31 protein-coding genes and 1 pseudogene are annotated in these 26,157 nt (G+C 69.3%); 13 read left to right on the top strand and 19 right to left on the bottom strand.

Annotated elements, in window-relative coordinates; translation table 11 throughout:
• Nucleotides 1–189: 189 nt before the first annotated feature.
• On the bottom strand, nt 190–711 hold the full coding sequence (locus tag MKK84_RS08580; protein WP_243918764.1) for a DUF2244 domain-containing protein: 522 nt from the start codon (nt 709–711) through the stop codon (nt 190–192).
• Between the two features lie 20 nt (nt 712–731).
• Between MKK84_RS08580 and nth the strand changes: the two genes are divergently transcribed.
• Both nth and purC read left to right on the top strand, forming a co-directional pair.
• A complete protein-coding gene (gene nth / locus MKK84_RS08575; RefSeq protein WP_243918762.1) occupies nt 732–1,511 on the top strand; it encodes an endonuclease III in 780 nt (259 codons plus the stop codon).
• 207 nt (nt 1,512–1,718) lie between these two features.
• Nucleotides 1,719–2,513: a phosphoribosylaminoimidazolesuccinocarboxamide synthase gene (gene purC / locus MKK84_RS08570; RefSeq protein ID WP_243918760.1), complete on the top strand. Its 795-nt coding sequence runs from the start codon at nt 1,719–1,721 to the stop codon at nt 2,511–2,513.
• 6 nt (nt 2,514–2,519) lie between these two features.
• Here the strand turns inward: purC and MKK84_RS08565 are convergent, their stop codons facing one another.
• The 4 genes from MKK84_RS08565 to MKK84_RS08550 form a co-directional block, all read right to left on the bottom strand.
• Nucleotides 2,520–4,115: a glycosyltransferase gene (locus MKK84_RS08565; RefSeq protein WP_243918758.1), complete on the bottom strand. Its 1,596-nt coding sequence runs from the start codon at nt 4,113–4,115 to the stop codon at nt 2,520–2,522.
• On the bottom strand, nt 4,112–5,980 hold the full coding sequence (locus tag MKK84_RS08560) for a glycosyltransferase family 2 protein (protein ID WP_243918749.1): 1,869 nt from the start codon (nt 5,978–5,980) through the stop codon (nt 4,112–4,114). The genes MKK84_RS08565 and MKK84_RS08560 overlap by 4 nt, the downstream gene beginning before the upstream one ends.
• A 151-nt stretch (nt 5,981–6,131) precedes the next feature.
• The gene (locus MKK84_RS08555) at nt 6,132–6,800 is read right to left on the bottom strand and encodes a hypothetical protein (protein ID WP_243918747.1); all 669 of its coding nucleotides are present in this window, start codon (nt 6,798–6,800) and stop codon (nt 6,132–6,134) included.
• Between the two features lie 23 nt (nt 6,801–6,823).
• Nucleotides 6,824–7,258: an invasion associated locus B family protein gene (locus MKK84_RS08550; protein WP_243918771.1), complete on the bottom strand. Its 435-nt coding sequence runs from the start codon at nt 7,256–7,258 to the stop codon at nt 6,824–6,826.
• 297 nt (nt 7,259–7,555) lie between these two features.
• Here MKK84_RS08550 and MKK84_RS08545 point away from each other — a divergent pair, with 297 nt between their 5' ends.
• Nucleotides 7,556–7,930: a hypothetical protein gene (locus MKK84_RS08545; RefSeq protein ID WP_243918768.1), complete on the top strand. Its 375-nt coding sequence runs from the start codon at nt 7,556–7,558 to the stop codon at nt 7,928–7,930.
• A 12-nt stretch (nt 7,931–7,942) separates the two neighbouring features.
• On the opposite strand, the gene MKK84_RS08540 is transcribed toward MKK84_RS08545, so the two are convergent.
• The 3 genes from MKK84_RS08540 to MKK84_RS08530 form a co-directional block, all read right to left on the bottom strand.
• A complete protein-coding gene (locus MKK84_RS08540; protein WP_243918745.1) occupies nt 7,943–8,674 on the bottom strand; it encodes a M48 family metallopeptidase in 732 nt (243 codons plus the stop codon).
• A 102-nt stretch (nt 8,675–8,776) separates the two neighbouring features.
• Entirely contained in the window at nt 8,777–9,328 is a 552-nt protein-coding gene (locus MKK84_RS08535) for a prepilin peptidase (protein ID WP_243918743.1), read from the bottom strand.
• Nucleotides 9,329–9,509: 181 nt separating this feature from the next.
• Entirely contained in the window at nt 9,510–9,674 is a 165-nt protein-coding gene (locus tag MKK84_RS08530) for a Flp family type IVb pilin (RefSeq protein ID WP_243918734.1), read from the bottom strand.
• 318 nt (nt 9,675–9,992) lie between these two features.
• Here MKK84_RS08530 and MKK84_RS08525 point away from each other — a divergent pair, with 318 nt between their 5' ends.
• The 3 genes from MKK84_RS08525 (at nt 9,993) to MKK84_RS08515 (ending at nt 12,057) form a co-directional block, all read left to right on the top strand.
• On the top strand, nt 9,993–10,478 hold the full coding sequence (locus tag MKK84_RS08525; protein WP_243918732.1) for a pilus assembly protein N-terminal domain-containing protein: 486 nt from the start codon (nt 9,993–9,995) through the stop codon (nt 10,476–10,478).
• A gap of 101 nt (nt 10,479–10,579) precedes the next feature.
• Nucleotides 10,580–11,227 (top strand): RraA family protein, encoded by a 648-nt coding sequence (locus MKK84_RS08520; RefSeq protein WP_243918730.1) that lies wholly within the window; start codon nt 10,580–10,582, stop codon nt 11,225–11,227.
• 155 nt (nt 11,228–11,382) lie between these two features.
• The gene (locus MKK84_RS08515; RefSeq protein ID WP_243918723.1) at nt 11,383–12,057 is read left to right on the top strand and encodes a metallophosphoesterase family protein; all 675 of its coding nucleotides are present in this window, start codon (nt 11,383–11,385) and stop codon (nt 12,055–12,057) included.
• 309 nt (nt 12,058–12,366) lie between these two features.
• Here MKK84_RS08515 and MKK84_RS08510 read toward each other — a convergent pair whose 3' ends face one another.
• The 8 genes from MKK84_RS08510 to hemA form a co-directional block, all read right to left on the bottom strand.
• Complete coding sequence (locus tag MKK84_RS08510) at nt 12,367–12,744, bottom strand: DUF423 domain-containing protein (protein WP_243918721.1); 378 nt, start codon at nt 12,742–12,744, stop codon at nt 12,367–12,369.
• On the bottom strand, nt 12,741–13,394 hold the full coding sequence (gene yihA / locus MKK84_RS08505) for a ribosome biogenesis GTP-binding protein YihA/YsxC (RefSeq protein WP_243918719.1): 654 nt from the start codon (nt 13,392–13,394) through the stop codon (nt 12,741–12,743). Before yihA ends, MKK84_RS08510 begins: the two co-directional genes overlap by 4 nt.
• A gap of 41 nt (nt 13,395–13,435) precedes the next feature.
• On the bottom strand, nt 13,436–15,286 hold the full coding sequence (gene yidC / locus MKK84_RS08500; RefSeq protein ID WP_243918711.1) for a membrane protein insertase YidC: 1,851 nt from the start codon (nt 15,284–15,286) through the stop codon (nt 13,436–13,438).
• Entirely contained in the window at nt 15,276–15,872 is a 597-nt protein-coding gene (gene rnpA / locus MKK84_RS08495; protein WP_243918709.1) for a ribonuclease P protein component, read from the bottom strand. The genes yidC and rnpA overlap by 11 nt, the downstream gene beginning before the upstream one ends.
• A 62-nt stretch (nt 15,873–15,934) precedes the next feature.
• Nucleotides 15,935–16,069 carry a 50S ribosomal protein L34 gene (gene rpmH, locus MKK84_RS08490; RefSeq protein ID WP_039893469.1) on the bottom strand — a complete coding sequence of 45 codons (135 nt, stop codon included), beginning with the start codon at nt 16,067–16,069 and terminating at the stop codon, nt 15,935–15,937.
• A 168-nt stretch (nt 16,070–16,237) separates the two neighbouring features.
• Nucleotides 16,238–16,783: an adenine phosphoribosyltransferase gene (locus MKK84_RS08485; RefSeq protein ID WP_243918707.1), complete on the bottom strand. Its 546-nt coding sequence runs from the start codon at nt 16,781–16,783 to the stop codon at nt 16,238–16,240.
• A 70-nt stretch (nt 16,784–16,853) separates the two neighbouring features.
• On the bottom strand, nt 16,854–17,651 hold the full coding sequence (locus MKK84_RS08480) for an inositol monophosphatase family protein (RefSeq protein ID WP_243918705.1): 798 nt from the start codon (nt 17,649–17,651) through the stop codon (nt 16,854–16,856).
• Between the two features lie 408 nt (nt 17,652–18,059).
• Nucleotides 18,060–19,355: a 5-aminolevulinate synthase gene (gene hemA, locus MKK84_RS08475; RefSeq protein WP_243918703.1), complete on the bottom strand. Its 1,296-nt coding sequence runs from the start codon at nt 19,353–19,355 to the stop codon at nt 18,060–18,062.
• Nucleotides 19,356–19,933: 578 nt separating this feature from the next.
• On the opposite strand from hemA, the gene murA reads away from it, so the two are divergent.
• The 3 genes and pseudogenes from murA to MKK84_RS08455 all read left to right on the top strand — a co-directional run bounded on the left by murA (nt 19,934) and on the right by MKK84_RS08455 (nt 22,035).
• Nucleotides 19,934–21,223 carry a UDP-N-acetylglucosamine 1-carboxyvinyltransferase gene (murA, locus tag MKK84_RS08465; protein ID WP_243918699.1) on the top strand — a complete coding sequence of 430 codons (1,290 nt, stop codon included), beginning with the start codon at nt 19,934–19,936 and terminating at the stop codon, nt 21,221–21,223.
• 82 nt (nt 21,224–21,305) lie between these two features.
• A pseudogene (locus MKK84_RS08460) lies at nt 21,306–21,610 on the top strand (type II toxin-antitoxin system HigB family toxin).
• Nucleotides 21,607–22,035, top strand: coding sequence for a type II toxin-antitoxin system HigA family antitoxin (locus MKK84_RS08455; protein ID WP_243918698.1), 429 nt, complete (start codon nt 21,607–21,609; stop codon nt 22,033–22,035). Before MKK84_RS08460 ends, MKK84_RS08455 begins: the two are co-directional and overlap by 4 nt.
• 26 nt (nt 22,036–22,061) lie before the next feature.
• Here MKK84_RS08455 and MKK84_RS08450 read toward each other — a convergent pair whose 3' ends face one another.
• Nucleotides 22,062–22,460 carry a hypothetical protein gene (locus tag MKK84_RS08450; RefSeq protein WP_243918696.1) on the bottom strand — a complete coding sequence of 133 codons (399 nt, stop codon included), beginning with the start codon at nt 22,458–22,460 and terminating at the stop codon, nt 22,062–22,064.
• Between the two features lie 208 nt (nt 22,461–22,668).
• Between MKK84_RS08450 and MKK84_RS08445 the strand changes: the two genes are divergently transcribed.
• From MKK84_RS08445 to MKK84_RS08430, 4 genes are read left to right on the top strand one after another with little or no spacing between them, the layout of a single operon-like run.
• Complete coding sequence (locus MKK84_RS08445) at nt 22,669–23,118, top strand: DUF2948 family protein (RefSeq protein WP_243918694.1); 450 nt, start codon at nt 22,669–22,671, stop codon at nt 23,116–23,118.
• Between the two features lie 19 nt (nt 23,119–23,137).
• Complete coding sequence (gene hisD / locus MKK84_RS08440; RefSeq protein WP_243918692.1) at nt 23,138–24,433, top strand: histidinol dehydrogenase; 1,296 nt, start codon at nt 23,138–23,140, stop codon at nt 24,431–24,433.
• 10 nt (nt 24,434–24,443) lie between these two features.
• Complete coding sequence (locus MKK84_RS08435; protein ID WP_243918691.1) at nt 24,444–24,926, top strand: UPF0262 family protein; 483 nt, start codon at nt 24,444–24,446, stop codon at nt 24,924–24,926.
• 23 nt (nt 24,927–24,949) lie between these two features.
• Entirely contained in the window at nt 24,950–25,426 is a 477-nt protein-coding gene (locus MKK84_RS08430; RefSeq protein WP_243918689.1) for a low molecular weight phosphatase family protein, read from the top strand.
• Between the two features lie 102 nt (nt 25,427–25,528).
• On the opposite strand, the gene MKK84_RS08425 is transcribed toward MKK84_RS08430, so the two are convergent.
• Both MKK84_RS08425 and MKK84_RS08420 read right to left on the bottom strand, forming a co-directional pair.
• The gene (locus MKK84_RS08425) at nt 25,529–25,855 is read right to left on the bottom strand and encodes a hypothetical protein (RefSeq protein ID WP_243918687.1); all 327 of its coding nucleotides are present in this window, start codon (nt 25,853–25,855) and stop codon (nt 25,529–25,531) included.
• 136 nt (nt 25,856–25,991) lie between these two features.
• Nucleotides 25,992–26,157: transglutaminase-like cysteine peptidase (locus MKK84_RS08420; RefSeq protein WP_243918766.1), on the bottom strand; the 166-nt coding region annotated here is incomplete at its 5' end.

The raw sequence follows: 26,157 nt of genomic DNA, 5'->3' as shown, positions 1-26,157 counted from the left end.
AGAGGCAAACAGAAGGCCGCCCGGCTACTCAGCCGGCCAAACCCGCCACTTGTCAGAAGATGCTTCAGCGCCCGGGCCACTTCCGCGGCCGGCGCCGATGAACCGGGGTATACGGAGACAGCACGGACACGTCAACCGCTTCGTTCCGGGCGGCGTCAGATTTTTTCGGCCCGGCCCCGCCGCTGCCCGTCAGTAGCCCTTCTTCACCTGCGCCAGGGCCGCGGTCAGGCCTTGCGCGACCCGCGCCCGTTCGTCCGGGCCGGCATCCCGCGCGACGAGCGCGTGCTGCCGGCGCGAGACCAGGGTCAGGCGCTGCAGCCCGTACTCGTCATCCTCCACCGTCTCGAGCTTGGTCCAGAGCGGGTTGAACCGCCACTCGCGCCGCTCCCCCCGGTGGCTGACCCGGGCGAGGAGGATCTCGATCTGCGTGATCATCACCTCCTCGAAGGAGCCGCCACGCCGGACGCTCACCTTCAGCGCGGCGTAGATCGCCAGCATGTCGAGGCCGAAGAAGCCGGCGACCGGCCAGAACCCCATCCGCCACGCCCAGACCGAGACCGTGAGCGAGACGGCACAGCAGCCCGTCATCACCACCCGGAACCCGAGACGGCTCAGGGATTGATGCGGCCGGATGGTCGCCGCGAAGACGGGCCGGTCGATCGAATCGGGATCGAGGCCATACGGATGGACGGAAGGATTGCCGCTCGCCATGCGATCCATATAACGCAGCGATGCCCGCCAGAAAGCCACCGACTCCCGTGACGGATCGCGCCGGTCGCGGGCCTGCGAGGCGCGGCGGAGCCGCAGCTTCCGGCCGCCTCGCAGGCCCCATCGGGCCGGCGGTCACCGCACAGGTGGACACCGCCCCCGAAGCCGTCGCCCCGGACATCCTCACCGAGATCTTCCGCCGGTTCCACGAGGCCGAGCCGGAGCCGAAAGGTGAGCTGCACTATGTCAACCCGTTCACGCTGCTCGTGGCCGTGGTGCTTTCGGCGCAGGCGACGGATCGCGGCGTCAACCTCGCCACCGGCCCGCTCTTCGCCGTGGCCGATACGCCCGAGAAAATGCTGGCCCTCGGGGAAGACCGAGTCCGCGGCTTCGTTCGGACGATCGGGCTGTTCAACACCAAGGCCAAGAACGTCGTCGCACTCTCGCGCATCCTGGTCGACCAGCATGGCGGCGCGGTGCCGGCAAGCCTGGAGGCGCTTCAGGTGCTGCCCGGGGTCGGCGCCAAGACCGCGAGCGTCGTGCTGAACATCGCCTTCGGGGTTCCGCGGATCGCCGTCGACACCCATATCTTTCGGGTCTCGAACCGGATCCCGCTCTTCATCGGGGCGACCACCGACAAGGTGCAGGCCGGGCTCGAGGCGATCGTGCCGGAGCCCTATCGTCTCCACGCCCATCACTGGCTGATCTTGCACGGCCGCTACACCTGCAAGGCGCGCAAGCCCGAATGCCTCCACTGCCGCATCGCGGATCTCTGCCGATACCCGTCCAAGACGACGGCGTGACGACATTCACGACACGTGCGGGACACGTGCGGGGCGCCCTCCGCAATCCCCCTCTGCGGGCTAACGCGTTGTGCTGGAAGCCCGGTTCGGCTAGTTTGCCAGCCGGTTGCCGGGGCTCTCGGGCAGAGGCCGTCCGGCTGCCCGACCTCGCGTCCGGTCGCCGCGCCGCGGATCCTCTCCATCGTCGCGCACTAGGAGCCTCGGCCCATGGACTTCCTCAAACCACGGTACACGCCTATGAACCGCCGCCGTCGCATCTACGAGGGCAAGGCGAAGGTCCTCTACGAGGGGCCCGAGCCCGGGACGCTCATCCAGCACTTCAAGGATGACGCGACGGCCTTCAACGCGAAGAAGCACGAGGTCATCGACGGCAAGGGCGTGCTGAACAACCGGATTTCCGAGTTCGTCTTCCAGCACCTCAACGATATCGGCGTGCCGACGCACTTCATCCGTCGGCTCAACATGCGCGAGCAGCTGATCCGCGAAGTCGAGATCATCCCCCTTGAGGTGGTGGTGCGCAACGTCGCGGCCGGCTCGCTGGCGACGCGGCTGGGCTTGGAGGAAGGCACCCAGCTGCCGCGCTCGATCATCGAGTTCTACTACAAGAACGACGCGCTGAACGATCCGATGGTCTCCGAGGAGCACATCACGGCCTTCGGCTGGGCGACGCCCCAGGAGATCGACGACATCATGGCGCTGGCGATCCGCGTCAACGACTTCCTGTCGGGCCTGTTCCTCGGGGTCGGCATCCGGCTCGTCGACTTCAAGATCGAGACCGGCCGGCTCTGGGAAGGCGACATGATGCGCATCGTCGTCGCCGACGAGATCTCCCCGGATTCGTGCCGGCTGTGGGACATCAAGTCCTCCGACAAGCTCGACAAGGACCGGTTCCGCAAGGATCTGGGCGGCCTGATCGAGGCCTATACCGAAGTCGCCAAGCGGCTCGGCATCATGTCGGAGAACGAGAAGGTGCAGAGCGGCGGGCCGCGGCTCGTCCAGTAAGCTCGTTCAGGCGGGCCGGCGGATAGTCGCCGTGCCCGCCGGCGGGAAATCCCGGCGCAGCCGCGCATGGGTCGAGAGGTCCGGGTCGAAGCCCGGGTGATAATGGGGGTCCTGCGCCAGCAGCGGCCCCCATCGTGTTTTGAGCGCGGCAATCTCGCGCGCGTGCCGGGCGAGCGCCTCCGGGGTCCAGCGGCGGCTCGCCGCCTCGCGGTGATGCAGGACCGCCCCCGGGACCAGCAGCGTCCGGTAACCGGCCGCGTTGAGGCGCAGGCACAGATCCACGTCGTTGAAGTCGACCGCGAACACCGCGTCGTCGAAACCGCCGACAGCCCGGAATTTGTCCGCCTCGACCACCAGGCAGGCCGCCGTCACGGCTGAGACCGCGTGCGTGACTTGGAGCGCCGCGCGATAGCCCGGCGCATTGCCCGGGAAGTGGCGGTGCCCGTGGGTGACCAGCCCGCCGGTGCCGAGCACGATGCCGCCGTGCTGGATCCGGCCTTCGCCGTCGAGGAGCTTGGCGCCCACGGCACCGACATCCGGGCGCAGGGCCTCGCGGGCCATGAGGGTCAGCCAGTCGGGCTGGAACGCCTCGACGTCGTTGTTGATGAAGACCAGCAGCCGGCCCCGGGCGCGGGCGGCCGCGGCGTTGTTCATCGCGGCGAAGTTGAACGGCCCCGGACAGGGCACGACATGCCCCCTCCCCTGTCGCTCCAGATCCACCAGATAAGCCAGGGTCTCCGGTTCGCGGCTGTCGTTATCGCAGACCAGGATCTCGATGGACGGCCAATCGGTGCAGCCCCGCAGGCTGTCCAGGCAGGGGCGGAGCAGGTCGAGGCGGTCGCGGGTCGGGACGATCAAGCTGGCGAGCGGTGGCGGATCGGGGAGCGGATGCTCCACGCGCAGGAGCCCGTCCGCCGGGACGACGCGCGCCCCGGCCCGGCCGGTCCGATCGAGACGCGCCTCCACCACGCGGTGATGGATGAGCCCCCCCTCCCCTACTGTATGGAGCCCAGATCCCCCTCTCCCCGAACGCGGGGCGAGGGGATCGCCGTCCTCACGCCGGATCGATAAAATCTCCGGCAGGTGGCCGATGGCCCGGGGGCCGTGCCGCTCGGCGATGCGGAATGCGGCATCGGCCGGGCTCAGCGGATGGATATCCGGATCGAGGGCGGTCCGCCGATAGGCCAGGACCGGCCCGAGATAATCGAAGGCCGCGAGACGGTCGGCATCGAAGACCGGCGGCAGGAGCGGCCAGGCCGGGCCGCCCGCACGGTCCTGCGCGAGCGCGTCGCCGTAGAGCGCCTGAAGATCGGGCTCGGCGGCGAAAACGGCGGCGATCCGCGCCGGGGCGCCGGCCACGAGCACGCCGCCGATCAGGCGGAGGTCGTCGCCCAATCCGGCCCGAGCCGGCGGGAAGCCATCGAGGATCCGCGCCGGCACAGTGAGCCGATGATCGACGCCCACCAGCGCCGCCAGCCTCTGCCGGGCGCGCAGGCGCTTGCCCGTCAGTCGCGCCCAGAGGATGGCGCCGGCCTCCTGGGGATGGCCCAGAATCCTGCGCGCCGCGTCGGCGAGCCCCCGCCGGGATCGGCGGCGCGTCATTCCAGATCCTCGCCGAAGGTCGTGAGCGACAGGGCCGGATGGTAGAACGGATCGTGGCGGATCACGTCGCGCCAGCGCTCGGAGAAAAGCGCCGCTTCCCGCTCGAACCGGGCGCGCTCGGCGCCGATCGAGGGGCCGCGGCTCACGGATTCGAGATGCGCCAGGGTCGCATCCGGGGTCCAGACACTCTTCCAGCCGGCAGCCCCGAGCCGCAGGCAGAAATCGACGTCGTTGAAGTCGACCGGGAAGGTTGCGGCGTCGAAGCCGCCCACCGCGAGATACTTCTCCCGCGATACCGCCAGGCAGGCAGCCGTCACCGCGGAAACCTCGTGGGCCACGCGCAGACGCCCGAGATGGCCGGGCGTGCCGCCGGGACGCCGGCGCAGGATGTGGCCCGCCCGCCCGCCGAGCCCGACCACGACGCCGGCATGCTGCAGGGAGCCGTCACCGTAGAGGAGCTTGGCGCCCACGGCGCCGACCTCGGGCCGGCAGGCCTGCCGGACCATCGCGTCCAGCCAACCGGGCGCCAGCACGGCCACGTCGTTGTTCAGCAGCACGACCACGGCGCCCGACGCCAGGCCGACGCCGGCATTGACCATCGCGGCGAAGTTGAACGGTTGCGGGTCGATCCGGATGTGCACGCGCGGATCCCGGCGCAGGGTCTCGTAATGGGCCAGCACCGCGGGGTCGGTCGAGCCGTTGTCGATGATGATCAGCTCGATCGGGGCGTAGGTCGTCTCGTGCAGGACGCTGCGGCAGACGCGCGTGATCAGGTCGAGCCGGTCGCGCGACGGGATCACGATGCTGACCAGCGGCGCGGGATCCGGCAGCGGCCAGAGAAGCTGGACGGCGCCGTCGCGGAGCGCGGCGGCCGGAACCTTCTGATGTGCGTCGAGCGCCCGTGCCCGGGCGGGCGGGTCGAGGGGGTCGGCCGTATTGCGCGCGAGCGGACGCGCGACATGAACCACCCGCGCCCGCGCCGAGACGGCGGCGACCTCCAGGGCGAGTTCCATCTGCGCCATCGAACCCAGGGGGGCCGGCAGAAACGCCGCCAGGAACGCATGCACCGCGAGCAGCGGACGGCCGGGATAGCCCGTCTCCAAGGCGAGATCCGGGCTCCAATCCGGCTTCAGGCGCGGCCTGCCGTCCGGCCCGATGGTGTCGCCATAGGCGAGGTCGGCGCCCTGAAGGGCGTCCGCCAGGAGCGCCAGGGCGTCGGGCTTCGGGATGTCACCCGGCCGCAGCAGGCACAGGGCCTCGGACCCGGCGACGAGATCCTCCGGACCGGCGCGTTCGTCCCAGCGCCGATGGATGGCCCGCGCGTCCGGCGTGTCGGGCAGCGCGCCCTCCCAGGTCACGCAGATCGCCTCCGCGCGATGGGTCTGCGCCTGAAGGGCGTCCAGCGTGGCGGCCAGGGCCGCTGTCTCGCCGGAACGCGCGAGAACGAGGCAGCGGATCCGCAGGTTCGTGGGCGACGTGGAAACCGGCCGGGTTCGGGTGGCGGCCCAGGCATCGAACCCTGCGAGTGGCGTCACCGCGCAGGTGCCGCGCAGCGTGTCGCGATACCGTCGCTCCGAGCCGCGGGCCCGCTGGTAGAGCGCCCCCACGAAGCGCCAGGGGCGCCGCAGGAGACATTGCGCCAACACGCCGCCCTCGCTCCGGATACCAACACGCTCGAGCGCGAATTCGGGACCGGCACAGAGGCGGATCTCCCGGACATCCGACGGGATCAGGCCGAGCCAGTGCGCGACGCCGAGGGATGCCCCCGGCAGCACGAAATCCTGGGGCGCATCGTCGGAGCCGCGCAGGACGCGCAGGATCGGCCGGCGCGGTGCCACCACGGCGCCGTCCCGGTAGCTCAGCACGATCCAGCCGCTCGGATGGTCGGGAAGAACGAGGCGGCGGTCGAAGGCAGAATCGTCCGCCGGCTCCAGGCGGAAGCGGGTCGCGCGGCCGAACCGGAGACGGTCGCGCAGGCTGAGCGATGTACCCGGTTCGACGCGGCGCGCCGCGGCGTCACTGGGCAGCGTCGTCGCCTCCGCCCGGGGGCGCCTCGGCCACCGCCGGCTTCCGTCGGCGCGGCTTGGCGGCGGTCTTGCCGCCCGCCCCCTTGGCGATCCCGCCCTTACCCAACGCGCCGACCCCGACCGCGATATCGTAATCCGCCGACATCGCGGCCGGAACGGCCAGCGGCTCGGCCACGATGGTCGCGAAGCCCTGCGCCTCGCCGGCTCCGACGGCCACGCCGGCGCGCTCGACGCGGCTCGAGATCACCTTGCCGTCGTGGCGGATCTGGAACGTGACCGGCACGTCGAACCGGCCCGGCGCCCCGGCCGGACCGAGCAGGACGTTCACCTCCACGCCGATCTTCACGGTGATCGAACCGTCCTGGAGCCGCGTGCACTCGCGGGCGAGGCGGCCCAAGGAGAATTGCGTGCGCACATTCGCACCCGCCATGGTCCGCGAGGCGGCGGCATTCTCGGCGACCTCGACAGGGGGACAGTAGGGCGGATCGAGGCTTTCGGCCTGCGAGGGCGGGACCGTGGTGCCGCCGAACTTGAACAGGTTGGAGAAGACGTTGCCGTCCTCGGCCCGGGCCGGCGCGGCGGCGAGCGCGGCGACGAAAACCAGACCCGCCGCGGCGCCCCGGCATACGCCCCCGGATACGTTCCGACTTCCGATCATCGCACGGCTCCCGAACGGCCCCGTCATTTCAAGCTGTCGAACCCGGCCGCGAACCCCTTCATCGACAGCGGGATGCCGACACCCTCCTCGGGCGTCTGGAACACGATGAAGGTCGCCTGCGTGCCGCTCTTGAACTGGCGGATCAGACCGTCATCCATCACCACCTCGGCGACGCAGCCGGTGGTGAGACAACGGACGAACCCGGCCCGGCCGATATCGGTCTGGTCGATCTTCAGGCCGAGGCCCGAGGGCAGGAGCACGCCCAGCGGCGCCACGACCCGCAGCAGGTAGCCGCGGTTGTCCGCCGTCTTCAGCACGATGACCACCAGGGTCAGGTTCGGCCGGTCCTCGGCGGCGAGATACTGGACCAGCGCGCATTGCTCGGCCTTGGCGCCCGCGGGCGTCTCGCAGCGCAATTGCCAATCCTCGAAGGTCTTGCGCACCATGCCCTGCGCCATCGCGGGCCCTGCGGGGGTGAGCGCCGCCGCGACGGGAGCGAGGAAGACCGGCAGCGCGGCGCGCCGGACCGCGCGCCGAAATCGAACGAGCTTCGGGTGAAGCAGCACCACCGATCCCTTCGGAACGCTCCGGCCGCGGACGGGCGGGAGCCGTACAATCGGGCGTGTTCGGACCATGGTCGGCCCCGCGCTGTCAAGCGATCCAGCCCTTGTGTTGCGCGGCAGCGCTATCCGAGCGGGAATGCAAGGCCTAGATAAGTCCCAGTCAGTCCTCAAGCGCCGGATCCTGTTGCCGTGATGCGTCCGCTCGCCCTTTCGGCCGCCTGCCTGATGGCCGCCCTCACGCAGGTCGGGGCCCAGAGCCTGCCGGTCGGCGAGACCACCTATGTCGAGCGTTCGCTCAATCGCTCCGACACACTGGTGATCGAGCATCCGCCGGTCGCGGTGAATCCGTACGGTCGGCGCGAGGGGCAGGCGGCGATCGCGGGCTACTGCCGGGACGGCGGCCTGATCCGCCGGCGCGACGCCTTCGGCAATCCGGTGATCATCCGCCAGCGCGAAATCTGCGACAGCGTCGCCCCGCGCACCCTCAATCCCGGCGAGGTCGATCCGCGGCCGACTTGGCCGGCCGACGCCGTCGCCCGCGAACGCGTGCTGCGCTCCAAGGGCTGAATTCGCGCTGGCTCAGCCGTAGCGATGCAGGCTGGTGCCGTTGCGCTTCAGCCATGCCTCCGCGGCGTCCACGTTCGGGCAGAGCTCGCGCAGGAGCGTCCAGAACCGGGGTGAATGGTTCATCTCCCGCAGATGCGCCATCTCGTGGGCGACGAGGTAGTCGAGCACCATCGGCGGGGCCAGGATCAGGCGCCACGAGAAGTTCAGCTCGCCGCGCGCCGTGCAGGATCCCCAGCGGCTGCGGGTATCGCGCAGGGTCATGCGGACCGGCCGCTGCCCGAGGCGCGGCGCATAGCGCTCGACCGCCTCCGCGAGGTCCAGCCGAGCTTCCCGGGTCAGGAAGTCCCGTATCCGGCGCGCCACGTGGGCGGGCTCGCAGCCGACCGCAATTTCCGGCTCACCGGCGTCATTCTCGATGCGCACGCCGCCGCGGGCACCCCGCAGACTGACGCGATGCGGCTCGCCCCGCAGCGGTAGGCTCGCGCCCGGTTCGAAGATGACGCGCTCGGGCAGACGGGCGAGCCGCGCGGCGATCCAACCGGCATGACTTACGGCAAAACGCTGCGCGGTGTTCACCGCGGTCCGGTTCGGAAGCGTGATCACCACTTCGCCGGTGGCGGCTGAGACCCGGAGGGTGATGCGGCGCGCGGTCGGGCGCCGCCGGAGCGCGATGCGGAAGCGCGCGCCCTCGTGCTGGACCTCGAGATGATCTGGATCAGGGCGACGCAGCAGCGCGAGGGGCATGCCCGACTTCTAACGGGGGTCGAACCGGCGCTCCAGATCCCGGATCCCAGAATCTGATATCGGCCCCGAACGCGCCTCCACGGATGTCCGGAGCGCGGCGCCTCACCCGGCGAGCGCCCGGCTCCAGACCTCGGTCTCGGGGAGGACCAGGAGCGCGGCGGCAGCAAGCGCGATACCGTAGGGAATGCCGGTCTTCGCATCGTGCAGATGCAGGGCGAACGGCATGCGCGCGATGCGCATGGGCAGCGGATGTGCGCGCGCGAACAGAATGCCGAGCGTCAGGGCGCCGCCGAGGAGCGATGCGACGAGAAGATAATCGCCCAGCCCGTCGAAGCCGAGCCACAGGGCCGTTGCGGCCGCGAGCTTGGCGTCGCCGCCGCCGATGATGCCGAAGGCGAACAGCGTGAAGGTGGCCACGAGGATCACGGCCCCTGCGCCCAGGTGAAAGCCGATCTCGGTCCAGCTCATCGGGCCCGTCACCGCGAGCACCGCAAAGCCCGCCACCAAGGCGAGCGAGATCCGGTTCGGGATCAGCATGGTCAGAAGGTCGTTCGCTGCGGCGTAGGCCATCAGGAATGGGAACAGCACGAGCAGGCCGAAGCCCGCCAGCCCCAGACTCGCTATCGGAGAACTTGCAACGCCTGCACCGATCATCTCGGAGCCAACCTACGATGCTGATTGCCGGAAATGGCGCGGGGCCGGAACCATCCGACCCTCGGAACCCGTCTATGCACCCGTGACGGCCGCGGCGGCCGGTCGAGAGAGCCCCCGCCGGCTCACGCGCGACGGGGGCGGCTCGGACCTGCCGCAGATCGTGGCCGTAAGGTTCGACTTCTTACTGCAGGTTGCCGGAGATCTGGGTGAACTTGGCGGTCAGGTTGGTGCCGAGCGTCCGCAGAGCGGTGATGATGGCAACCGCCACCAGGGCCGCGATCATGCCGTACTCGATGGCGGTGGCGCCGGACTCGTCAGAGGCGAAACGGTTGAACAGGCTCTTCATGAGGGACGATCCTTCGATCAATTCTGTGCGACCAAAACTTACGCGATGACCGACGAAGAATTTTCAGGTCTCGATCGGCGGCTCGCACAAACTGCCGATTCCGCCTTGAAAATCGGTTAAACTCGATTTTGGTCGCACCGATATCTTCAGCAGACGCGAGCGTGGTGAAGGTTCGGTTTCGGGGATCGGCCGCGGATCCCGGCATCGCACGTCGAACTGGGAGCTTGGACGTGCTTAGCGCTTCCTTCACCCGTGTCGCGTATCCACAGGTGCCGGGCGGAGGACCGTCCACCGACCGCTTCCTCGCGAGCCTCTTCGATGCACCGCACCCTGTCGCATGCGGGCCGAGCCGGCCTCCTCCTCCTGATCATGGGCGGCGCGGCAGCGGCCGGCCAGCCTGAGCCGCTGCCGGTGGTGACCGTGCTGGTGGATAACGCCAAGGTGATCCGCCTGCCGGAGAAGACCACGACGGTCATCGTTGGAAATCCGATCATCGCGGAAGTCACGCCGCAGAAGAACGGCGTGCTGGTGCTCACCGGCAAGAGCTTCGGCTCGACCAACCTGATCGCCCTGGACAATGCCGGCGCGATGATCGCCGAGACGATGATCCGCGTGGAGGCATCGCGCGACTCGACCATCACGGTGCAGCGCGGGCTCGACCGGGAATCCCTATCCTGCACGCCGAACTGCCAGCCCGCCGTCCAGCTCGGCGACGCGGCGAAATATTTCGACGCGAACAGTGGCCAGGCGGATTCACGGCGCAAGCTCGCCACGAGCAGCGCGGCGCCGGCGGGCGATCGCTGACGGCCGGCGACACCGCGCTTCCCTTCAGGCAGGATCGCCCGGCGAGTCACCGGTCCCTCAAGGGTCCCGGCGGCCGGGACACGGGAAGGAGATCCGAGCCGATGACAGCCGTGACGCACCACCCGCTCCCGCATGCCGTCGATCCCGGCCTGCTCACCGCCCTGCGCGGGGTCGCCACGGCGACGATCAGCGACTGTCTCGACCGCATGCCGGTCCTGTCGGGTCTGCGCCCGTTCCATCGCCGCGGTCAGCTGATCGGCACGGCCTTCACCGTACAGGTTCGGGCGGGCGACAACCTCGCCATCCATCAGGCCCTCGAGGCAGCCCGTCGCGGGGATGTGATCGTGGTCGATGGCAGCGGGGACACGAGCCGGGCGCTTGTGGGCGACATCATGAAGGCGATCGCCGAGAGCCGCGGCATCGCGGGCTTCGTCGTCGATGGGGCGGTGCGGGACACCGAGGCCTTCGCCGGTGCCGATTTCCCCTGCTACGCCCGCGCCGCGACGCCGCGCGGGCCATTCAAGACGGGACCCGGCGCGACCAACCTGCCGGTCAGCATCGGCGGCTGGACGGTGAACCCGGGCGACGTGGTGGTGGGCGATGCCGACGGGGTCGTCACCTTTCCGCCCGGGATCGTCCCGAGCCTGCGCGAGGCGGTGCGCGCGCAGGCGGCCCGGGAGGCGGAAGTCCTCGCGCTGATCCGGTCCGGCCGCTACGATGGGCGCTACGCCCGGCCCTCGAACGGCTGAGGCGGTCCCACCTGATCGGCACCGGCCAGCCTCGCCAGAGCGTCGGCCGCGCCGTTCCGGTTCGTCGGCGCGCGGAATAGCTTGATCCCCACCGGGACATCCAGGGGTTCCGATCCGGACTTGCGGCCCGGACCGCCCGGGTGGACGATGACGCCATGGATTCCGGACCTCTCACCTACGCCATCGGCGACATCCACGGCTGCACAGCCCTGCTCGACGCTTTGCTGGAGCGGATCGCCGACCATGCCGGCGACCGCGCTCATAAGCTCGTCTTCCTGGGGGACTACATCGACCGGGGCCCTGACAGCGCGGAGGTGCTGCGCACCCTCAGCCGCCTCTGCTGGGCCGAGCCGGAACGCGTCACCTGCCTGATGGGCAATCACGAGCGCATGCTGCTCGACGCGCTCCACACGCCACAGGCCGCCGAGCGATGGCTGTATAACGGCGGGGACGCGACGCTCGACGCGTTCGGCGCGCACGAGGTCGCCGACCTGCCGCGCGACACCCTCGACTGGATCGAGGGGCTGCCGACGCTACACGCCGACGCGGCACGCTGGTACGTCCATGCCGGCTTCCGGCCGGGGGCCGAGATCCCGGATCCGGACGAGCACAACCGCCTCTGGATCCGCGAGCCGTTCCTGGAGAGCGACCACGACTTCGAACGGCACGTGGTGCACGGACACACGCCCCAGCGCAACGGCCGCCCGGAACGGCGCCGGTTCCGGACGAACCTCGACACCGGCGCTGTCTATGGCGGCGCACTGACGGCCGGGGTCTTTTCCGAGATGCAGGGATCCGCGGTGGATTTTCTGCAGGTGAGAGCGGCTTGATTAAGCCTTATCGGCTCGGAACGAGGCCGAGGCGGTCTTCGCCTGACTGTCGGGCCGGTGGCGGCCCCATGAGATCAGCCCGACGAGCGCCGTTTCTCGGACAGGAGGAGCGACAGCGAAACCCGGGACGAGATCCATCATGCGAAGCGCCGCATCAGCGGCACGGGTGATCCGGATCGACGCTTCGCGACGGCGTCTGCTCGAATCCCGGGTCGAATGTGCTCCAAGCGTCCGGGAAAAGGGCCGGGCAAACCGACGCGACACGATACGTCGGAGCCGATCACACGACTGGACAGAGGACCCGTCAGCTCAGGTCCGCACCGGCACCAGCGCGCACAGCAACCCCACGAGCCAACCCCCCATCAACGCGAAACCGCCGGTGGGGGCAGCCATCGGGAAGAGCGGATACAGGAGCCACGTGCGCACCGCGAGGTCGCCGCAGAACAGGATCAGGCCGAGGACCAGCAGCCCCGCCGCGACTCTGGCAAGACCCGGCCGCGTCAGCCCGGCGGCACCGAGCCCGATCAGCGCCAGGATCGCGGGGGCGTGGAACAGCAGGAACTGCGCTGCCGTCTTCAAAGAATCGGCCCCGGGGATGTGCGCGGCGGCAGCGCTGAGCGCGACCCCGAGCAGACCGGCGAGGCAGGCGAGCGCAACGAGCGCGCGGTCGATCCCCGAAGCCCTCACACGCCGCGCTCCACCAAGAGCTTGGCGATCGCCGCCCGCAGCTCCGGCACGCCGGCATCATCGCGACTCGACGTCAGGATCACCTGCGGATAGGCGGCCGGGCGCTTGGCAAGCCCCGCCTCGATCCCGGCGATGCGGGCGGCGACTTCGCCCTTCTTGAGGGAATCCCCTTTGGTCAGCACGACCTGATAGCTCACCGCGGCCTTGTCGAGCCCGTCGAGCACGTCGGTGTCGATCGACTTGAAGCCGTGTCGGGCGTCGATCAGCATGAACACACGGGCAAGGTTGGCCCGACCTTTCAGATAGGCATGGATCAGCCGGGTCCAGGCCTCGACCTTGGCCTTCTCGACCGCCGCGTAGCCGTAACCGGGCATGTCTACCAGCGACAGGCGCTCGCCGATCCGGAAGAAGTTGAGCTGCTGCGTCCGCCCCGGCGTGTGCGAGGTCCGCGCCAGGGTGTTGCGCCCGGTCAGCGCGTTGATCAGGCTCGATTTGCCGACATTCGAACGCCCCGCGAAGGCGATCTCGACGCCCTCCATGGGCGGGATGCGGTCGAGGACCTGGGCAGCCGCGTAGAAGTCGGCGGCGCCGGCAAAGAGCAGGCGACCGGCCTCGGTAAGGTCGGCCGCGTCGTCGTTTGGTTCGGTCACGATGTGTCGTCCGTCAGCTGTTGCCGGTCAGCCCTGGCCCGTCAGCTCTTGGTGGCGGCTGTCTTGGTGCCACCGCGCCGGAACGTCGATCGCAGGTTGTCCCACAGCTCCACCTTCACGCCGTTGCGGCGCATGATGATGTATTGCTGCGTCACCGACAGGGTGTTGTTCCAGGCCCAGTAGATCACGAGGCCGGCGGGGAACGAGCCCAGCATGAAGGTGAACACGATCGGCATGAAGGTGAAGATCTGCGCCTGGACCGGGTCCGGCGGCGCGGGGTTCATCTTCATCTGCACGAACATGGTCACGCCCATGATCAGCGGCCAGACACCCAGATGGACGAAGTCGGGCGCCGGGAAGGGCAGCAGGCCGAACAGGTTCACGATGCTCGTCGGATCCGGAGCCGCGAGATCATGGATCCAGCCGAAGAACGGCGCGTGGCGCATCTCGATGGTGATGAACAGCACCTTGTAGAGCGCGAAGAAGACCGGGATCTGGATCAGCACCGGCCAGCAGCCGGCAACCGGGTTGATCTTCTCCTTCTTGTACAGCTCCATCGTCGCCTGTTGCTGCTTCATGCGGTCGTCCTTGTACCGCTCGCGTATGGCGGCCATCTCCGGCTGCACGGCCTTCATCTTGGCCATGGAGACGTAGGACCGGTTCGCGATCGGCAGGAACAGCAGCTTCAGGCAGAAGGTCACCACCAGGATCGAGACGCCGAAATTGCCGAACAGGTGGTAGAAGAAATCCAGAGCCCGGAACATCGGCTTGGTGATGAAGAAGAACCAGCCCCAATCGATCATCAGATCGAAGTGCTTGATGCCGAGGTCCTTCTCGTAGCCGTTGATAACGTTGACTTCCTTGGCGCCGGCGAACAGCCGCTGCGTCGCGGTCGCCGATGCGCCGGCGGCTAGGTTCACGGCGTCGCCGCGCACGCTGGCCTGATAGACGTTGGTGGTGCCGTCGGTCCGGTCAGTGAAGGCGCCGGTATAGGGCGTGTCCTGATCGGGGATCGCGGCTGCCGCCCAGTACTTGTCGGTGATGCCGACGAAACCGCCGCTCACGCCGGTCCAGGCCTTGCCCTTGGTGTTGGCGCCACCGTAGGCGCCCTCCTTGGCGAGCTTGTCGTAGGTGAATTCCTGCAGGCCGTCGTTGCCGAGATAGCCGATCATGCCCTCATGCAGGACGTAGTAGCCCTGAGTGTGCGGCTTACCCCAGCGGGAGACCAGGCTGTACGGGTAGAGCGTGATCTCGCCCGAGCCCTTGTTCTCGACCTCGTCCCGGATCGTGAACATGTACTTGTCGTCGACCGCGATGACCCGCTTGAAGACGAGGCCGGCGCCGTTGTCCCAGGTCAGGGTCACCGGCATGCCGGGGGAGAGCGTCTTGCCGTCGCTGGTCCAGAGGGTGTCGTTGGTGGGCAGCGGTCCGGCGTTGGCGCCGACCCAACCGAACTCGGCGTAATAAGGCGTCTCGGTCCCGGCCGGCGAGAACAGCACGATCTCGGGGCTCTTGGGATCGATGGTCTCATGGTAGTTCTTCAGCGACACGTCGTCGACGCGGCCGCCCTTGAGGGCGATCGAGCCCGAGATCGCCGGGGTCTCGATCCGGATGCGCGGCGAGCGGGTCAGCGCCGCCTCACGGGAGACAGGTCCACCCTGCGCGGTCGGCAGCGTACCGGGGACCGGCGCGGCGGGGCCGCCCTCCTTCGGGGATGGCGAGGGCACGCCGTCCGGGGTCACGCCCGGGGGCTGCTGCTGCGCGGCCTTGTTCTGCGCCTCGATCAGCCGCTGCTGCTCCACGCGCGGGCCGGCCACGAAGTACTGCCACCCGAGCAGCACCAGCAGCGACAGGCCGATGGCCACGAACATGTTCGTCTTGTCATTGCCCATCAGGGACACCGCCGCACGCGTTCGGAGTGACGTCAGGGCGGGCGCCGGTCGCATCGGACCCGCGCGCGCCTGTGATTCGAGGACCTCTGCCGCGCCCATACGACGGGCCGATGTCGGCTTGGCCGGACGGCGCGGGCTGGCCCGCATCGAGCGGGAGAGGTGTGGTCGTGGAAGGCCGATCGCCAGATTTGCCAGATCGCTTACCGCGGCCCTGGCCCGGCGGCCGGGGGGCGGCCGGGCGCGTCACCGTGGGGAGCGCGCGCCATAGATCCTCGGCGAGGGTCTTGAAGGGCGCCTCGAGCGCGGGGCGGCGGGCGATCAGCACGATATCGGCCGGCAGGCACGCGAGGTCGCCCGGGAGATCGGCCGCGACCAGGGCCACGACGGCGCGCAGGCGACGGCGGATGCGGTTGCGCTCCGTCGCGTGGCCGACCCGCTTCGTGATGGTGAAGCCGAGCCGGAGGCCGGGCGGTCCGTCCGCAGGCCGGAGACGGCCCTGCGCGCTCATCCGCTCGGTGTGGAAGCGGCGCCCCTCGGCCGCCGCCAGGAAGTCGGGTCGTTTCGTCAGCCGCTCGATCGTCGCCATCGATGGTCCGATCCCGGCCAATCCCATCCCCCACGGCACGGCCGCGAAGGGCTATCCGGCCTTTAGGCCGACAGCTTCTTGCGGCCGTGGGCGCGGCGGCGTGCAATCACCTTGCGGCCACCGGCGGTGGCCATGCGCGCACGGAAACCGTGGCGGCGCTTACGAACGAGCTTGCTCGGCTGGTAGGTTCTCTTCATGGCTCAGAGCCTTCAAAGGTCGAGGCGCGCTCGCGGGCAGCTGATGCTGCACTCGACCTTCACGCGTCCTGGTTGTTTAAAAACACGAAGGGCGCCCAGGCGGGGCGCCACGTCGCGAGTGGCGGGCTTATGGCGGATGGGTCCGGCGAAGTCAACGTTTCGCGGGGCTCAATGACCCTCGAATTGCATGAGGGTGCGCACCTCGACGCCCATATCGCGCAGGCGTTGCGCGCCGCCGATCTCGGGCAGGTCGATCACGAAGCAGGCCGCCACGATCTCGGCGCCGATCTTCTGAAGCAGATTGACGGCCGCCGTCGCGGTGCCGCCCGTGGCGATCAGGTCGTCGACCAGCAGCACCTTGTCGCCGGGCTTCACCGCATCGACGTGAATCTCGATCTCGTCGGTGCCGTATTCCAGCGCGTAGGCGATCGAGACGGTCTTGTGCGGGAGCTTGCCCTTCTTGCGGATCGGCACGAAGCCCGAGGACAGCTGGTGCGCGATGGCGCCGCCCAGGATGAAGCCCCGCGCCTCGATGCCGGCGACCTGCTGGATCTGCCCGCCCGCGTAGGGGTGGACCAGCGCGTCCACCGCCCGCCGGAACGCCCGCGGGTCGCTCAGCAGGGTGGTGATGTCGCGGAAGATGATGCCGGGCTTCGGATAATCGGGAATCGAGCGGATCGACTCCTTCAGCGCGACGTGGCGGCGGGCTTCCATGCGTTCGGCCTTCCGTGAGGAACCGCGGGCTTAAAGCAGAAGCCCGACGCCCTGACCAGTTTTCTGCGACTCAGGCCGCCTGGACCTTCTTGAGGAGGGCGACGAGTTCCCGGTGCAGGCCCTCGTTGCCGGCAGCGACCGAGCGCGGTGCCAGCGGCTCGGCCGCACCGTCCGCCGAGGTCACGAAGCCGCCCGCCTCGCGCACGAGGATCACGCCGGCGGCAAAGTCGTAGGTCTGGAGGTCGCGCTCCCAGTAGGCGTCGAGGCGCCCGCAGGCGACATAGGCCAGGTCGAGGGCCGCCGAACCCATCCGGCGGGTGCCGCCGGCCACCGCCATGACGGCGCCGAGCTCGCGCAGCAGGCGCGGATGGCTACCGCGACCGAGATAGGGCGTGCCGTAGCCCACCAGAGCGTCGGTCATGTCCTGGCGGCCGGAGACGCGCAGGCGCCGGTTGTTGAGATAGGCGCCCTTGCCGCGCTCGGCGACGAACAGCTCGTCCTTGATCGGATCGAAGATCACGCCGGCCACGATCTGGCCCTCGCGCTCCAGACCCACCGAGACCGCGAAATGCGGCACGCCGTGGAGGAAGTTCGAGGTGCCGTCGAGGGGATCGACATGCCACGTGTGGCTCTTGTCGGTGCCCTCGATGAGGCCGTTCTCCTCCAGCACGAGGCTGTAGCCGGGGCGCGCCTTCATCAGGGCGTCGCGCACCACCTCCTCGGCCTTGCGGTCGGCGGCCGAGACGAAGTCGCCCGGGCCCTTGCGCGAGACCTGCAGGTTCTCGACCTCGCCGAAGTCGCGGCGCAGACCGCGGGCGGCCTTGCGCACGGCATCGACCATCACGGTCATGAGGGGTGAGGAGATCATTTCTTCGAGACTTTTCGCGAGGACGGGTTGGTGCCGTCGTTACAGGGGCGCGCCGGAAAAGACGAGATGGGGGCGGGAGATGGGCGGGGTGCCGGCGCGGACAAACTGCATCGGATGGCCGGCGCGGCGCGGGTCCCCTCTCCCGCGGGTGTTTACGATATTCCCGTTTCACGGGCCGCGATGCGCCCTCCTCCCCCTTGCGGGGAGGAGTTGGAGGTGGGGTGGTGCAGAAGGCACCGCTGCGCCTTTTCCTGAATTACCCCCACCCCTGACCCCTCCCCGCAGGGGAGAGGGAAAAGCGCTCGTCTTTCAAAGCGTTGGCGCAGACCGAGAAGTGTAGATCCGCTAGCCCGCACGGGAGAGGGGGTCGGTCGCGCTTTGTCGGCTGCGTCGAGATCTCGGAAAAAACTACTCCGCCGCCTCGACGAACACCGTCCCGGCCCGCGGCAGGTCCAGCGTCTCCCAGGTCTCGGTCAGCGCCGCCGCCAGGCGCGCGATGTGCGCCGCATCGTGGAAGGGCGAGGGCGTGATCCGCAGGCGCTCGGTGCCGCGCGGCACGGTCGGGTAGTTGATCGGCTGGATGTAGATCGCGTGGCGCTCCAGCAGGTGGTCGGCCGCCGCCTTGCACAGTTCCGCGTCGCCGACCATCACCGGGACGATGTGGGTTTCGGTCTCCAGCACCGGCAGACCCGCCGCGCTGAGCGCCGCCTTGGTGGCCGCTGCCTGGCGCTGGTGCGCCTCGCGCTCGACGCTCGAACGCTTGAGGTAGCGCACCGAAGCCCGGGCGGCCGCTGCCACCGCGGGGGGCAGCGCGGTCGTGAAGATGAAGCCCGGCGCGAAGCTGCGCACCGCGTCGCAGATCGCCGCCGAGGCCGTGATGTAGCCGCCGACACAGCCGAAACCCTTGGCCAGCGTGCCCTCGATCACGTCGACCCGGTGCATCACTCCGTCACGCTCGGCGATGCCGGCACCGCGCTCCCCGTAAAGGCCGACCGCGTGGACCTCGTCGAGATAGGTCATCGCCCCGTAGCGATCGGCGAGGTCGCAGATCGCGCCGATCGGCGCCACGTCGCCATCCATGGAATAGACCGACTCGAACACGATCAGCTTGGGCCGGTCACCGGCCTCGCGCAGCAGCGCCTCCAGATGCTGGAGATCGTTGTGCCGAAAAATCTTCTTTTCGCATCCCGAGTGGCGGACGCCCTCGATCATCGAGTTGTGGTTGAAGGCGTCGGACAGGATCAGGCAATCCGGGATCAGCTTGGCGATGGTCGAGATGCCGGCTTGGTTGGAGACGTAGCCCGAAGTGAAGACGAGGCCGGCCTCCTTGCCGTGCAGGTCGGCCAGCTCGCGCTCCAGATCGACCAGCGGCGAGTTGTTGCCCGCGATGTTGCGGGTGCCGCCCGCGCCGACGCCGCAGCGGGCGGCGGTCTCGGTCATGGCGGCCACCACCTCCTTGTGCTGGCCCATGCCCAGATAATCGTTGGAGCACCACACGGTGATCTCGGCGGTCTTGCCGTCGGGCTGGCGCCACTTGGCGGTCGGGAACCGGCCGGAGATGCGCTCGATATCGGCGAAGACACGGTAGCGACGCTCACCGTGGAGTTGATCGAGGGCGCCGCGGAAGTAGCGCTCGTAGCCGGACCTGGCGCGCGTCGAGCCCGTGGGGGCGAGCATCGGGCTGGGCATCCGGGTCACGGTCATCGAGCGTCCTTCGCGTGTTCGGCCGCGCGGGCAGCGCCATGTGGCGCTGGGGTCCCGCGATCAAGGTCCGGCCTCGGTCAGTCCTTCGCGTGAGGGGGCAAGATACGCGCGGATCTGGAATTGGTTCAAGGTAAGGTTCCGGCATCTCTGCCCTGCATCCGTTGAGAGGGCGGGCCGAACGCGCTAGCGTTGCACCGGTCTCGTACGCCTCAATAGGGTGCCCATTCCTTGCGCCTCCCTCTCTCGTCCTTCGCCACCGGCGTTTTTCGCCGCGCCGGGTCTCCCCCGTCTTCCCGGCGACGAAGGGTCGCGCGGTGACGGACGGCAAGAACGTCCGCGCCGAACGGCTGAAGGCCGCACTCCGGGAGAATTTACGGCGCCGGAAGATGCAGGGCCGGGGACGCGCCGAGGCACAGCCGGCGGCCGACGCGGATCAGACCCGCGGGAATAACGCCGACTCGAGCGGTCCTGATTCCGACAAATCCGGTCTATAGGCCACGGCCAAGTCTGGGCGCTGCGGCGCCCGCGAGGATTACGACCGGCCGCGCGCCAGGAGGCGCGCCGCCCGAGGACACACCATGGACCGCATCCACATCATCGGCGGCGTGCCGCTCAACGGCATCATCCCGATCTCGGGCGCCAAGAACGCGGCGCTGCCACTGATGATCGCGAGCTTGCTCACCGGCGAGACGCTGGAGCTGATCAATGTGCCGCGGCTCGCCGACATCGCGGCGCTGACGCGGATCCTCGGCAATCACGGCGTCGACCACATGGTGGTCGGAAAGCGCCCGGGGCAGACGACCGAGACCGGGCAGACGATCCGGCTCACCGCGTCCAACGTCATCGACACCACCGCCCCCTACGAGCTGGTCTCGACCATGCGGGCGAGCTTCTGGGTGATCGCCCCCCTGCTCGCGCGGTTCGGGGAGGCGAAGGTCTCGCTGCCGGGCGGTTGCGCCATCGGAACCCGGCCGGTCGATCTGTTGCTCATGGCGCTGGAAAAGCTCGGCGCTGAGATCGAGATCGACGCGGGTTACGTGGTCGCCCGCACGAAGAACGGCCTGCGTGGCGCCGAGATCGCCTTCCCCAAGGTGACGGTCGGCGGCACCCATGTGGCGCTGATGGCCGCCGCGCTGGCCTACGGCACGACGGTGATCGAGAACGCCGCCCGGGAGCCCGAGGTGGTCGACCTCGCCGAGTGCCTGAACAAGATGGGCGCCAAGATCCGCGGCGCCGGCACGCCCCATATCGAGATCGAGGGCGTGGCGCGGCTCGGCGGCGCCCGGCACGCGGTGCTGCCCGACCGGATCGAGACCGGCACCTACGCCATGGCGGTGGCGATGGCGGGCGGCGACGTGGTGCTCAAGGATACCCGGGCCGAATTGCTGCACGCGGCCCTCGACGTCCTGTCCACGACGGGCGCCGAGATCAGCTCGGTCGAGGGCGGCATCCGGGTCCGCCGCAACGGCGCCGGCATCGCGGCGGTCGATGTCACCACCGATCCGTTCCCGGGCTTCCCCACCGATCTGCAGGCGCAGTTCATGGCGCTGATGACGCTCGCCAAGGGCCAGTCGCATATCCGCGAGACGATCTTCGAGAACCGGTTCATGCACGTGCAGGAGCTGGCCCGCCTCGGCGCGAAGATCCGGCTGGACGGCGACCTCGCCATCGTGGAGGGCGTCGAGCGGCTGAAGGGCGCGCCCGTGATGGCCACCGATCTGCGCGCCTCGGTGTCCCTGGTGATCGCCGGGCTCGCCGCCGAGGGCGAGACCCAGATCAACCGGGTCTACCACCTCGACCGCGGCTTCGAGGCCCTGGAGGCCAAGCTCGGCCGCTGCGGCGCGCAGATCGAGCGGGTGCGGGCGTGAAGCCGACCTGCCCTCCGCTGACGACGCAACACGCCTTACGCAACGTCTTGTTCCCAAGGCGGGAACAAGATAGCTTTCGGGTGTGAACGTCGTAGCGCGCTCCGCCCTGGTGGCTTTCTGGAAGCGGTATCCTCGGTCGGAGGTGCCACTCAGGACGTGGTACGATCAGGTTACGAAGGCGCAGTGGACCGGCCCCGCCGGCATCAAATCGGCGTTCGGCAGTTCAGTCGATCTATCGGCGACAATCGAGTCATCTTCGATATAGGCGGCAACAAATACCGTCTGATCGTCAGAGTGTCTTACACATACAAGGCGTGCCAGATTAAGTTCATCGGCACCCACAGCGAGTACGATTCCGTCGATCCGCTCATCGTGGAGGTCAGATGATGCAGGAAACCGCGGATACGACGCAGCAGGCAAGACCGGTTGAGAATGTCAGACCCATCCGCACGCCTGCGGATCACCGCTGGGCGCTCGCGGAAGTCGATCGCTACTTCACGCAGGAGCCCGCCGTCGGGACACCCGACGGCGACCGATTCGAGGTTCTTCTAACTCTGATCGCCGCCTACGAAGACCAGAATTTCCCGATCGCCGCGGCCGATCCGGTCGAGATTCTGCATTTCGCCATCACCGATATGGGCCGCTCGCAGAGCGAGCTGGCCCACCTGCTCGGCTCGCGGGCGCGTGCATCCGAGATCCTGAACCGGAAGCGGGCGCTGAGCCTGGGCCAGATCCGGGCGATCAGCGCGGCCTGGAACCTGCCGATCGCGTTGCTCGCAGCCCCTTACCGCCTGGAAGACGACGCGGCCTGAGCGAGCGCCCGGCCGGCCGGATCCCTTCAGTCGCCGATCTGCCCACGCTTGTAGCCGAAGCCCGGGATCTCGCAGCCGCAGGACGCGCCGGGCGGCCTGGCCGGCGCCGGGCAGGTCCCGCGGGATGTGATGCAGCTGCTGTCGTCCCACCGGCGGCGCGCGTCGGGGTCCCGATACCGGGGTCGATCATAGGCGCCGTAGGGCGGCGGAGGGGGCGGCGGCGGAGGGGGCATGTTCCAGTCATCGTCCGCCGGCGGCGGCGGGGGCCGGTGGCGCGGCCTGGGCGCGTACTCGTAGCGGCCCGGCCCGGACTCCCCATACATGTAGACGTTCGCATCCGGCCCGACCTGCGCGCTTGCCGGGCCGGCGAGCGGCAGAGCCAGTACCAGGGCGGCCAAGGCCGCATGCGTGATCCGCTTGTCCATCCCATCCTGCCTCGACTCGCCGGTCGGGATCCTGCGCGCCGGTGCTGGCGCGAACCTGTGCCGCGGTGACGTCGCGGTGGGATCGTGATCATGGCTGCGGCCGTTGCCCCGGCGGGGTGGTGCCGCTACCTACGCCCTGCCGCGCATTCCCGCTCTGCGCCCCCGCTGCTCTCCCACCCGCGCATCCCGTGTTCCCGAGGACCCTGTCATGGAGCTGCTCAGGCTCGCCGCCCTCGACGCCGAGGACCTGACCGTGATCTCCGCGCATCTTCAGGACGCGATCCTGCGGCCGGAGGATCTGACCTACCTCGCCGGCGAGCAGCGGTTCCTGATGGTCGCGCGGCGCTTCGACTGGACGCCCGACGTGCCGCCCCGGCGGCGGCTGGCCGGGCTGCACATCGAGCGCGTCCTAGCCGTGAAGACGCGGGGTCTCAGCCAGGACGACGCGATGCCCATGAGCCTGCTCGCCTTGACCTTCACGCCGACCGACACGCCCTCGGGCCTGATCGATCTCGTCTTCTCCGGGGGGGCGGCGGTGCGGCTGGAGGTCGAGTGCATCGAGGTCCGGATGAAGGATCTCGGCCCGGTCTGGGAGGCAGCCACACGACCCGGCCACGATGTCGACCGGCCGGACGTGGCCCCCGGCACAGCGGCCTGACAGGAGACGGAGAAGTCTGATGGTCCGGCTCGATAGCAGCGATCCGCATTTTGCCGCCGATTTCGCGCGGCTCCTCACGGTCAAGCGCGAGATCGCCGAGGACGTGGACGAGGCCGTGCGCGGCATCATCGGTGACGTCGTCGCCCGGGGCGATGACGCCCTTGTGGATTATACGCGGCGCTTTGACCGGCTCGGCCCGGACTTCGCGGCCGCTCACCTCCGGGTGACCGAGGCGGAAATCGCCGCGGCGGTCGAGGCCTGCCCGTCTGAATCCCTGGACGCCCTGCGCCTCGCCGCCGAGCGGATCGAGAGCTTCCACGCCGCCCAGAGGCCGACCGATCACCGCGCCACCGACGCGCTCGGCGTCACCGCCGGCTGGCGCTGGACGGCGCTGGAATCGGTCGGCCTCTACGTCCCGGGGGGGACGGCGAGCTATCCCTCTTCGGTGCTGATGAACGCGCTCCCGGCCCGGGTCGCCGGCGTACCGCGCGTCGTCATGGTGGTGCCGACCCCGGACGGTCAGATGAACCCGCTGGTGCTCGCCGCCGCGCAGCTCGCCGGCGTCCACGAAGTCTACCGGGTCGGCGGCGCTCAGGCGGTGGCCGCCCTCGCCTACGGCACCGCCGCCATCGCGCCGGTCGCCAAGATCGTCGGCCCCGGCAATGCCTGGGTGGCGGCGGCCAAGCGCCGGGTGTTCGGTCAGGTCGGCATCGACATGATCGCCGGTCCCTCCGAGGTGCTGATCCTGGCCGACGGCCACGCCAACCCGGACTGGATCGCCGCCGACCTCCTGGCCCAGGCCGAGCACGACGTGGCCGCCCAGGCGATCCTGATCACCGACAGCGCCGAACTCGCCGGGGCCGTCGAGGGGGCCGTCGAGCGGGCGCTGACAACCCTCCCCCGCCGCGAGATCGCCCGCGCGAGCTGGCGCGACTACGGCGCGATCGTGCGCGTGCACGATCTCGAAGAAGCGGTGCCCCTCGTCGACCGGCTCGCACCGGAGCACCTCGAGATCGAGACGCAGGATGCCGAAGCGCTGGCCGCCAAGATCCGCAACGCAGGGGCGATCTTCCTTGGCTCGCACACGCCGGAGGCGATCGGCGATTACGTCGGCGGTCCGAACCACGTCCTGCCCACCGCGCGCTCGGCCCGATTCTCGTCGGGGCTCGGGGTGCTGGATTTCATGAAGCGGACCACGATTCTCGCCTGCACGCCGGAGAGCTTGCGGGCGCTCGGCCCGGCGGCGATAAGCCTCGGCCGGTCGGAGGGCCTGGAGGGGCATGCCCGCTCCGTCGCGATCCGGTTGAACCTGTGAAGGGATGGGGATGGCGGAGAAGCAGCGTGGGCCGAACCGCCTCGCGAAGGTGAGCCTCGACGAGGCCTCCATCGCCCGCGGCAACCCGGATCAGGAGCACGAGCGGGCGATCGCGCTGTTCGACATCCTGGAAGACAATGCCTTCACCATCCCGGGTCGGGAGGGGCCCTATGCGCTGACGCTGGGGCTGGTTGAGAACAAGCTGTCCTTCGCGATCACCACGGTGGACGGAGAGCCGGTGATCACGCACCTCCTGTCGCTGACGCCGTTCCGGCGGGTGATCCGCGACTACGAGATGATCTGCGAGAGCTACTACAACGCGATCCGTACCGCCTCACCCTCGCAGATCGAGGCGATCGACATGGGCCGGCGGGGCCTGCACAACGAGGCGTCGGAGACGCTCAAGCACCGCCTCGAGGGCAAGGTCGATCTCGACCACGACACGGCACGCCGCCTGTTCACCCTGATCTTCGCCCTGCACTGGAAGGGCTAGGGCGCCTTCCGCGCCGACCGGCGATGGCGGAGCCCCCTCCAGAAACCACTCCGAAGAAGCGGCGGGTCCAGTCCGTCCTGTTCATGTGCAACTACAACGCCGTGCGCTCTGCGGCCGCGGAGGCGATCGCGCGCGCCTATTTCGGCAAGTCGACTTACGTTCAGTCGGCCGGGGTACGCTCCGGCGAGCCCACCGACCCATTCATGATCGCGGCCCTCGACGAGATCGGGATCGACGCGAGCCGGCACCGCCCCCGCACCATCGAGGAGTTGGAGGATTGGGAGGGTCTGAACTTCGACCTGATCATCACCCTCGCGCCGGAGGCGCATCACCGGGCGCTCGCCTTGACCCACACGCTCGCGGCCGATGTCGAGTACTGGCCGACCGCGGACCCGACGCTGGTGCAGGAAGCCTCCCGCGAGCAGAGACTCGAGGCTTACCGAGATGTCCGCGATGGTCTGACCCGGCGGATCAAGGCCCGTCTGAAGGCTGAGCGATGACAGGCCCGGCTGCTTGCCCGCTTCTGGAGACGGGCATGCAGGCACCACTGGTGAGGCGCGCTCTCCTCCGCCGAACCGAAAGCGACTTCGGCAGAGCGCGCTTTAGCCGGGAATGCTGATCAGCCAGGCGCGGATGCGGCCAGCCAGCAGCGGCCGGGCGCGGGCGACGTCTTCGTCGTCGAGGAGCGGAGAACCCGTCAGTGCGGCGAGATAAGCCTCTTCGGGGGCCCGGCAGGCCTGAAAGGCGGCATCCGCCGCGAGATCCCGTGCGGTGAGCACGGACTGGATCCGGAAGTTGCGGGCGAGGCAGTCGCGCCACAGCGCGTGTCGCGTCGCGGTCTCGCCCGTCGCCTGCGCCGGGCAGGCCATCGCGACGACGAGCACGGCCATCAGGAGCGGAACCGGCGAAAAGACGCGGGGTTGCGGCATCGATCAGACACTCCGGACCTGACCAGAGTGCCGCAGACGCGGTTAGCGCCCGGTTAACACGCACCCTGCTCCGCCGCGGAACCACCGTTTAAAAACCGGCCTGGTTGTCACCGGTCGGGTCCCGTCGAGAGCCGTCTCAGCGGTTCGCGGTCGTGACCGGGGAGGTGACGCCGCCGAGCGACACCCAGGCGACCGCGTCCTGGCTCTCGCGCTTGATGAACACGTAGCCGGTCTTGTGCCAGGGCAGGATCGCGTTGGTCTTGTTGTCGAGCACCAGATCGCCCCGGTCGGTGATCAGGGTC

Origin of the sequence: Methylobacterium sp. E-065 (assembly GCF_022829605.1) — a bacterium.
Classification (GTDB): Bacteria; Pseudomonadota; Alphaproteobacteria; order Rhizobiales; family Beijerinckiaceae; genus Methylobacterium.
This window is presented reverse-complemented; position numbering and strand designations above follow the sequence as displayed.

Excerpts from the sequence above, each read along its gene's own strand:
- MKK84_RS08580 (WP_243918764.1), bottom strand. The coding sequence starts at position 711 with ATGGCGAGCGGCAATCCTTCCGTCCATCCGTATGGCCTCGATCCCGAT.
- nth (WP_243918762.1), top strand. The coding sequence starts at position 732 with ATGCCCGCCAGAAAGCCACCGACTCCCGTGACGGATCGCGCCGGTCGC.
- purC (WP_243918760.1), top strand. The coding sequence starts at position 1,719 with ATGGACTTCCTCAAACCACGGTACACGCCTATGAACCGCCGCCGTCGC.
- MKK84_RS08565 (WP_243918758.1), bottom strand. The coding sequence starts at position 4,115 with ATGACGCGCCGCCGATCCCGGCGGGGGCTCGCCGACGCGGCGCGCAGG.
- MKK84_RS08555 (WP_243918747.1), bottom strand. The coding sequence starts at position 6,800 with ATGATCGGAAGTCGGAACGTATCCGGGGGCGTATGCCGGGGCGCCGCG.
- MKK84_RS08550 (WP_243918771.1), bottom strand. The coding sequence starts at position 7,258 with ATGGCGCAGGGCATGGTGCGCAAGACCTTCGAGGATTGGCAATTGCGC.
- MKK84_RS08545 (WP_243918768.1), top strand. The coding sequence starts at position 7,556 with ATGCGTCCGCTCGCCCTTTCGGCCGCCTGCCTGATGGCCGCCCTCACG.
- MKK84_RS08540 (WP_243918745.1), bottom strand. The coding sequence starts at position 8,674 with ATGCCCCTCGCGCTGCTGCGTCGCCCTGATCCAGATCATCTCGAGGTC.
- MKK84_RS08535 (WP_243918743.1), bottom strand. The coding sequence starts at position 9,328 with ATGATCGGTGCAGGCGTTGCAAGTTCTCCGATAGCGAGTCTGGGGCTG.
- MKK84_RS08530 (WP_243918734.1), bottom strand. The coding sequence starts at position 9,674 with ATGAAGAGCCTGTTCAACCGTTTCGCCTCTGACGAGTCCGGCGCCACC.
- MKK84_RS08525 (WP_243918732.1), top strand. The coding sequence starts at position 9,993 with ATGCACCGCACCCTGTCGCATGCGGGCCGAGCCGGCCTCCTCCTCCTG.
- MKK84_RS08520 (WP_243918730.1), top strand. The coding sequence starts at position 10,580 with ATGACAGCCGTGACGCACCACCCGCTCCCGCATGCCGTCGATCCCGGC.
- MKK84_RS08515 (WP_243918723.1), top strand. The coding sequence starts at position 11,383 with ATGGATTCCGGACCTCTCACCTACGCCATCGGCGACATCCACGGCTGC.
- yidC (WP_243918711.1), bottom strand. The coding sequence starts at position 15,286 with ATGGGCAATGACAAGACGAACATGTTCGTGGCCATCGGCCTGTCGCTG.
- rnpA (WP_243918709.1), bottom strand. The coding sequence starts at position 15,872 with ATGGCGACGATCGAGCGGCTGACGAAACGACCCGACTTCCTGGCGGCG.
- rpmH (WP_039893469.1), bottom strand. The coding sequence starts at position 16,069 with ATGAAGAGAACCTACCAGCCGAGCAAGCTCGTTCGTAAGCGCCGCCAC.
- MKK84_RS08485 (WP_243918707.1), bottom strand. The coding sequence starts at position 16,783 with ATGGAAGCCCGCCGCCACGTCGCGCTGAAGGAGTCGATCCGCTCGATT.
- MKK84_RS08480 (WP_243918705.1), bottom strand. The coding sequence starts at position 17,651 with ATGATCTCCTCACCCCTCATGACCGTGATGGTCGATGCCGTGCGCAAG.
- hemA (WP_243918703.1), bottom strand. The coding sequence starts at position 19,355 with ATGACCGTGACCCGGATGCCCAGCCCGATGCTCGCCCCCACGGGCTCG.
- murA (WP_243918699.1), top strand. The coding sequence starts at position 19,934 with ATGGACCGCATCCACATCATCGGCGGCGTGCCGCTCAACGGCATCATC.
- MKK84_RS08455 (WP_243918698.1), top strand. The coding sequence starts at position 21,607 with ATGATGCAGGAAACCGCGGATACGACGCAGCAGGCAAGACCGGTTGAG.
- MKK84_RS08450 (WP_243918696.1), bottom strand. The coding sequence starts at position 22,460 with ATGGACAAGCGGATCACGCATGCGGCCTTGGCCGCCCTGGTACTGGCT.
- MKK84_RS08445 (WP_243918694.1), top strand. The coding sequence starts at position 22,669 with ATGGAGCTGCTCAGGCTCGCCGCCCTCGACGCCGAGGACCTGACCGTG.
- hisD (WP_243918692.1), top strand. The coding sequence starts at position 23,138 with ATGGTCCGGCTCGATAGCAGCGATCCGCATTTTGCCGCCGATTTCGCG.
- MKK84_RS08435 (WP_243918691.1), top strand. The coding sequence starts at position 24,444 with ATGGCGGAGAAGCAGCGTGGGCCGAACCGCCTCGCGAAGGTGAGCCTC.
- MKK84_RS08430 (WP_243918689.1), top strand. The coding sequence starts at position 24,950 with ATGGCGGAGCCCCCTCCAGAAACCACTCCGAAGAAGCGGCGGGTCCAG.
- MKK84_RS08425 (WP_243918687.1), bottom strand. The coding sequence starts at position 25,855 with ATGCCGCAACCCCGCGTCTTTTCGCCGGTTCCGCTCCTGATGGCCGTG.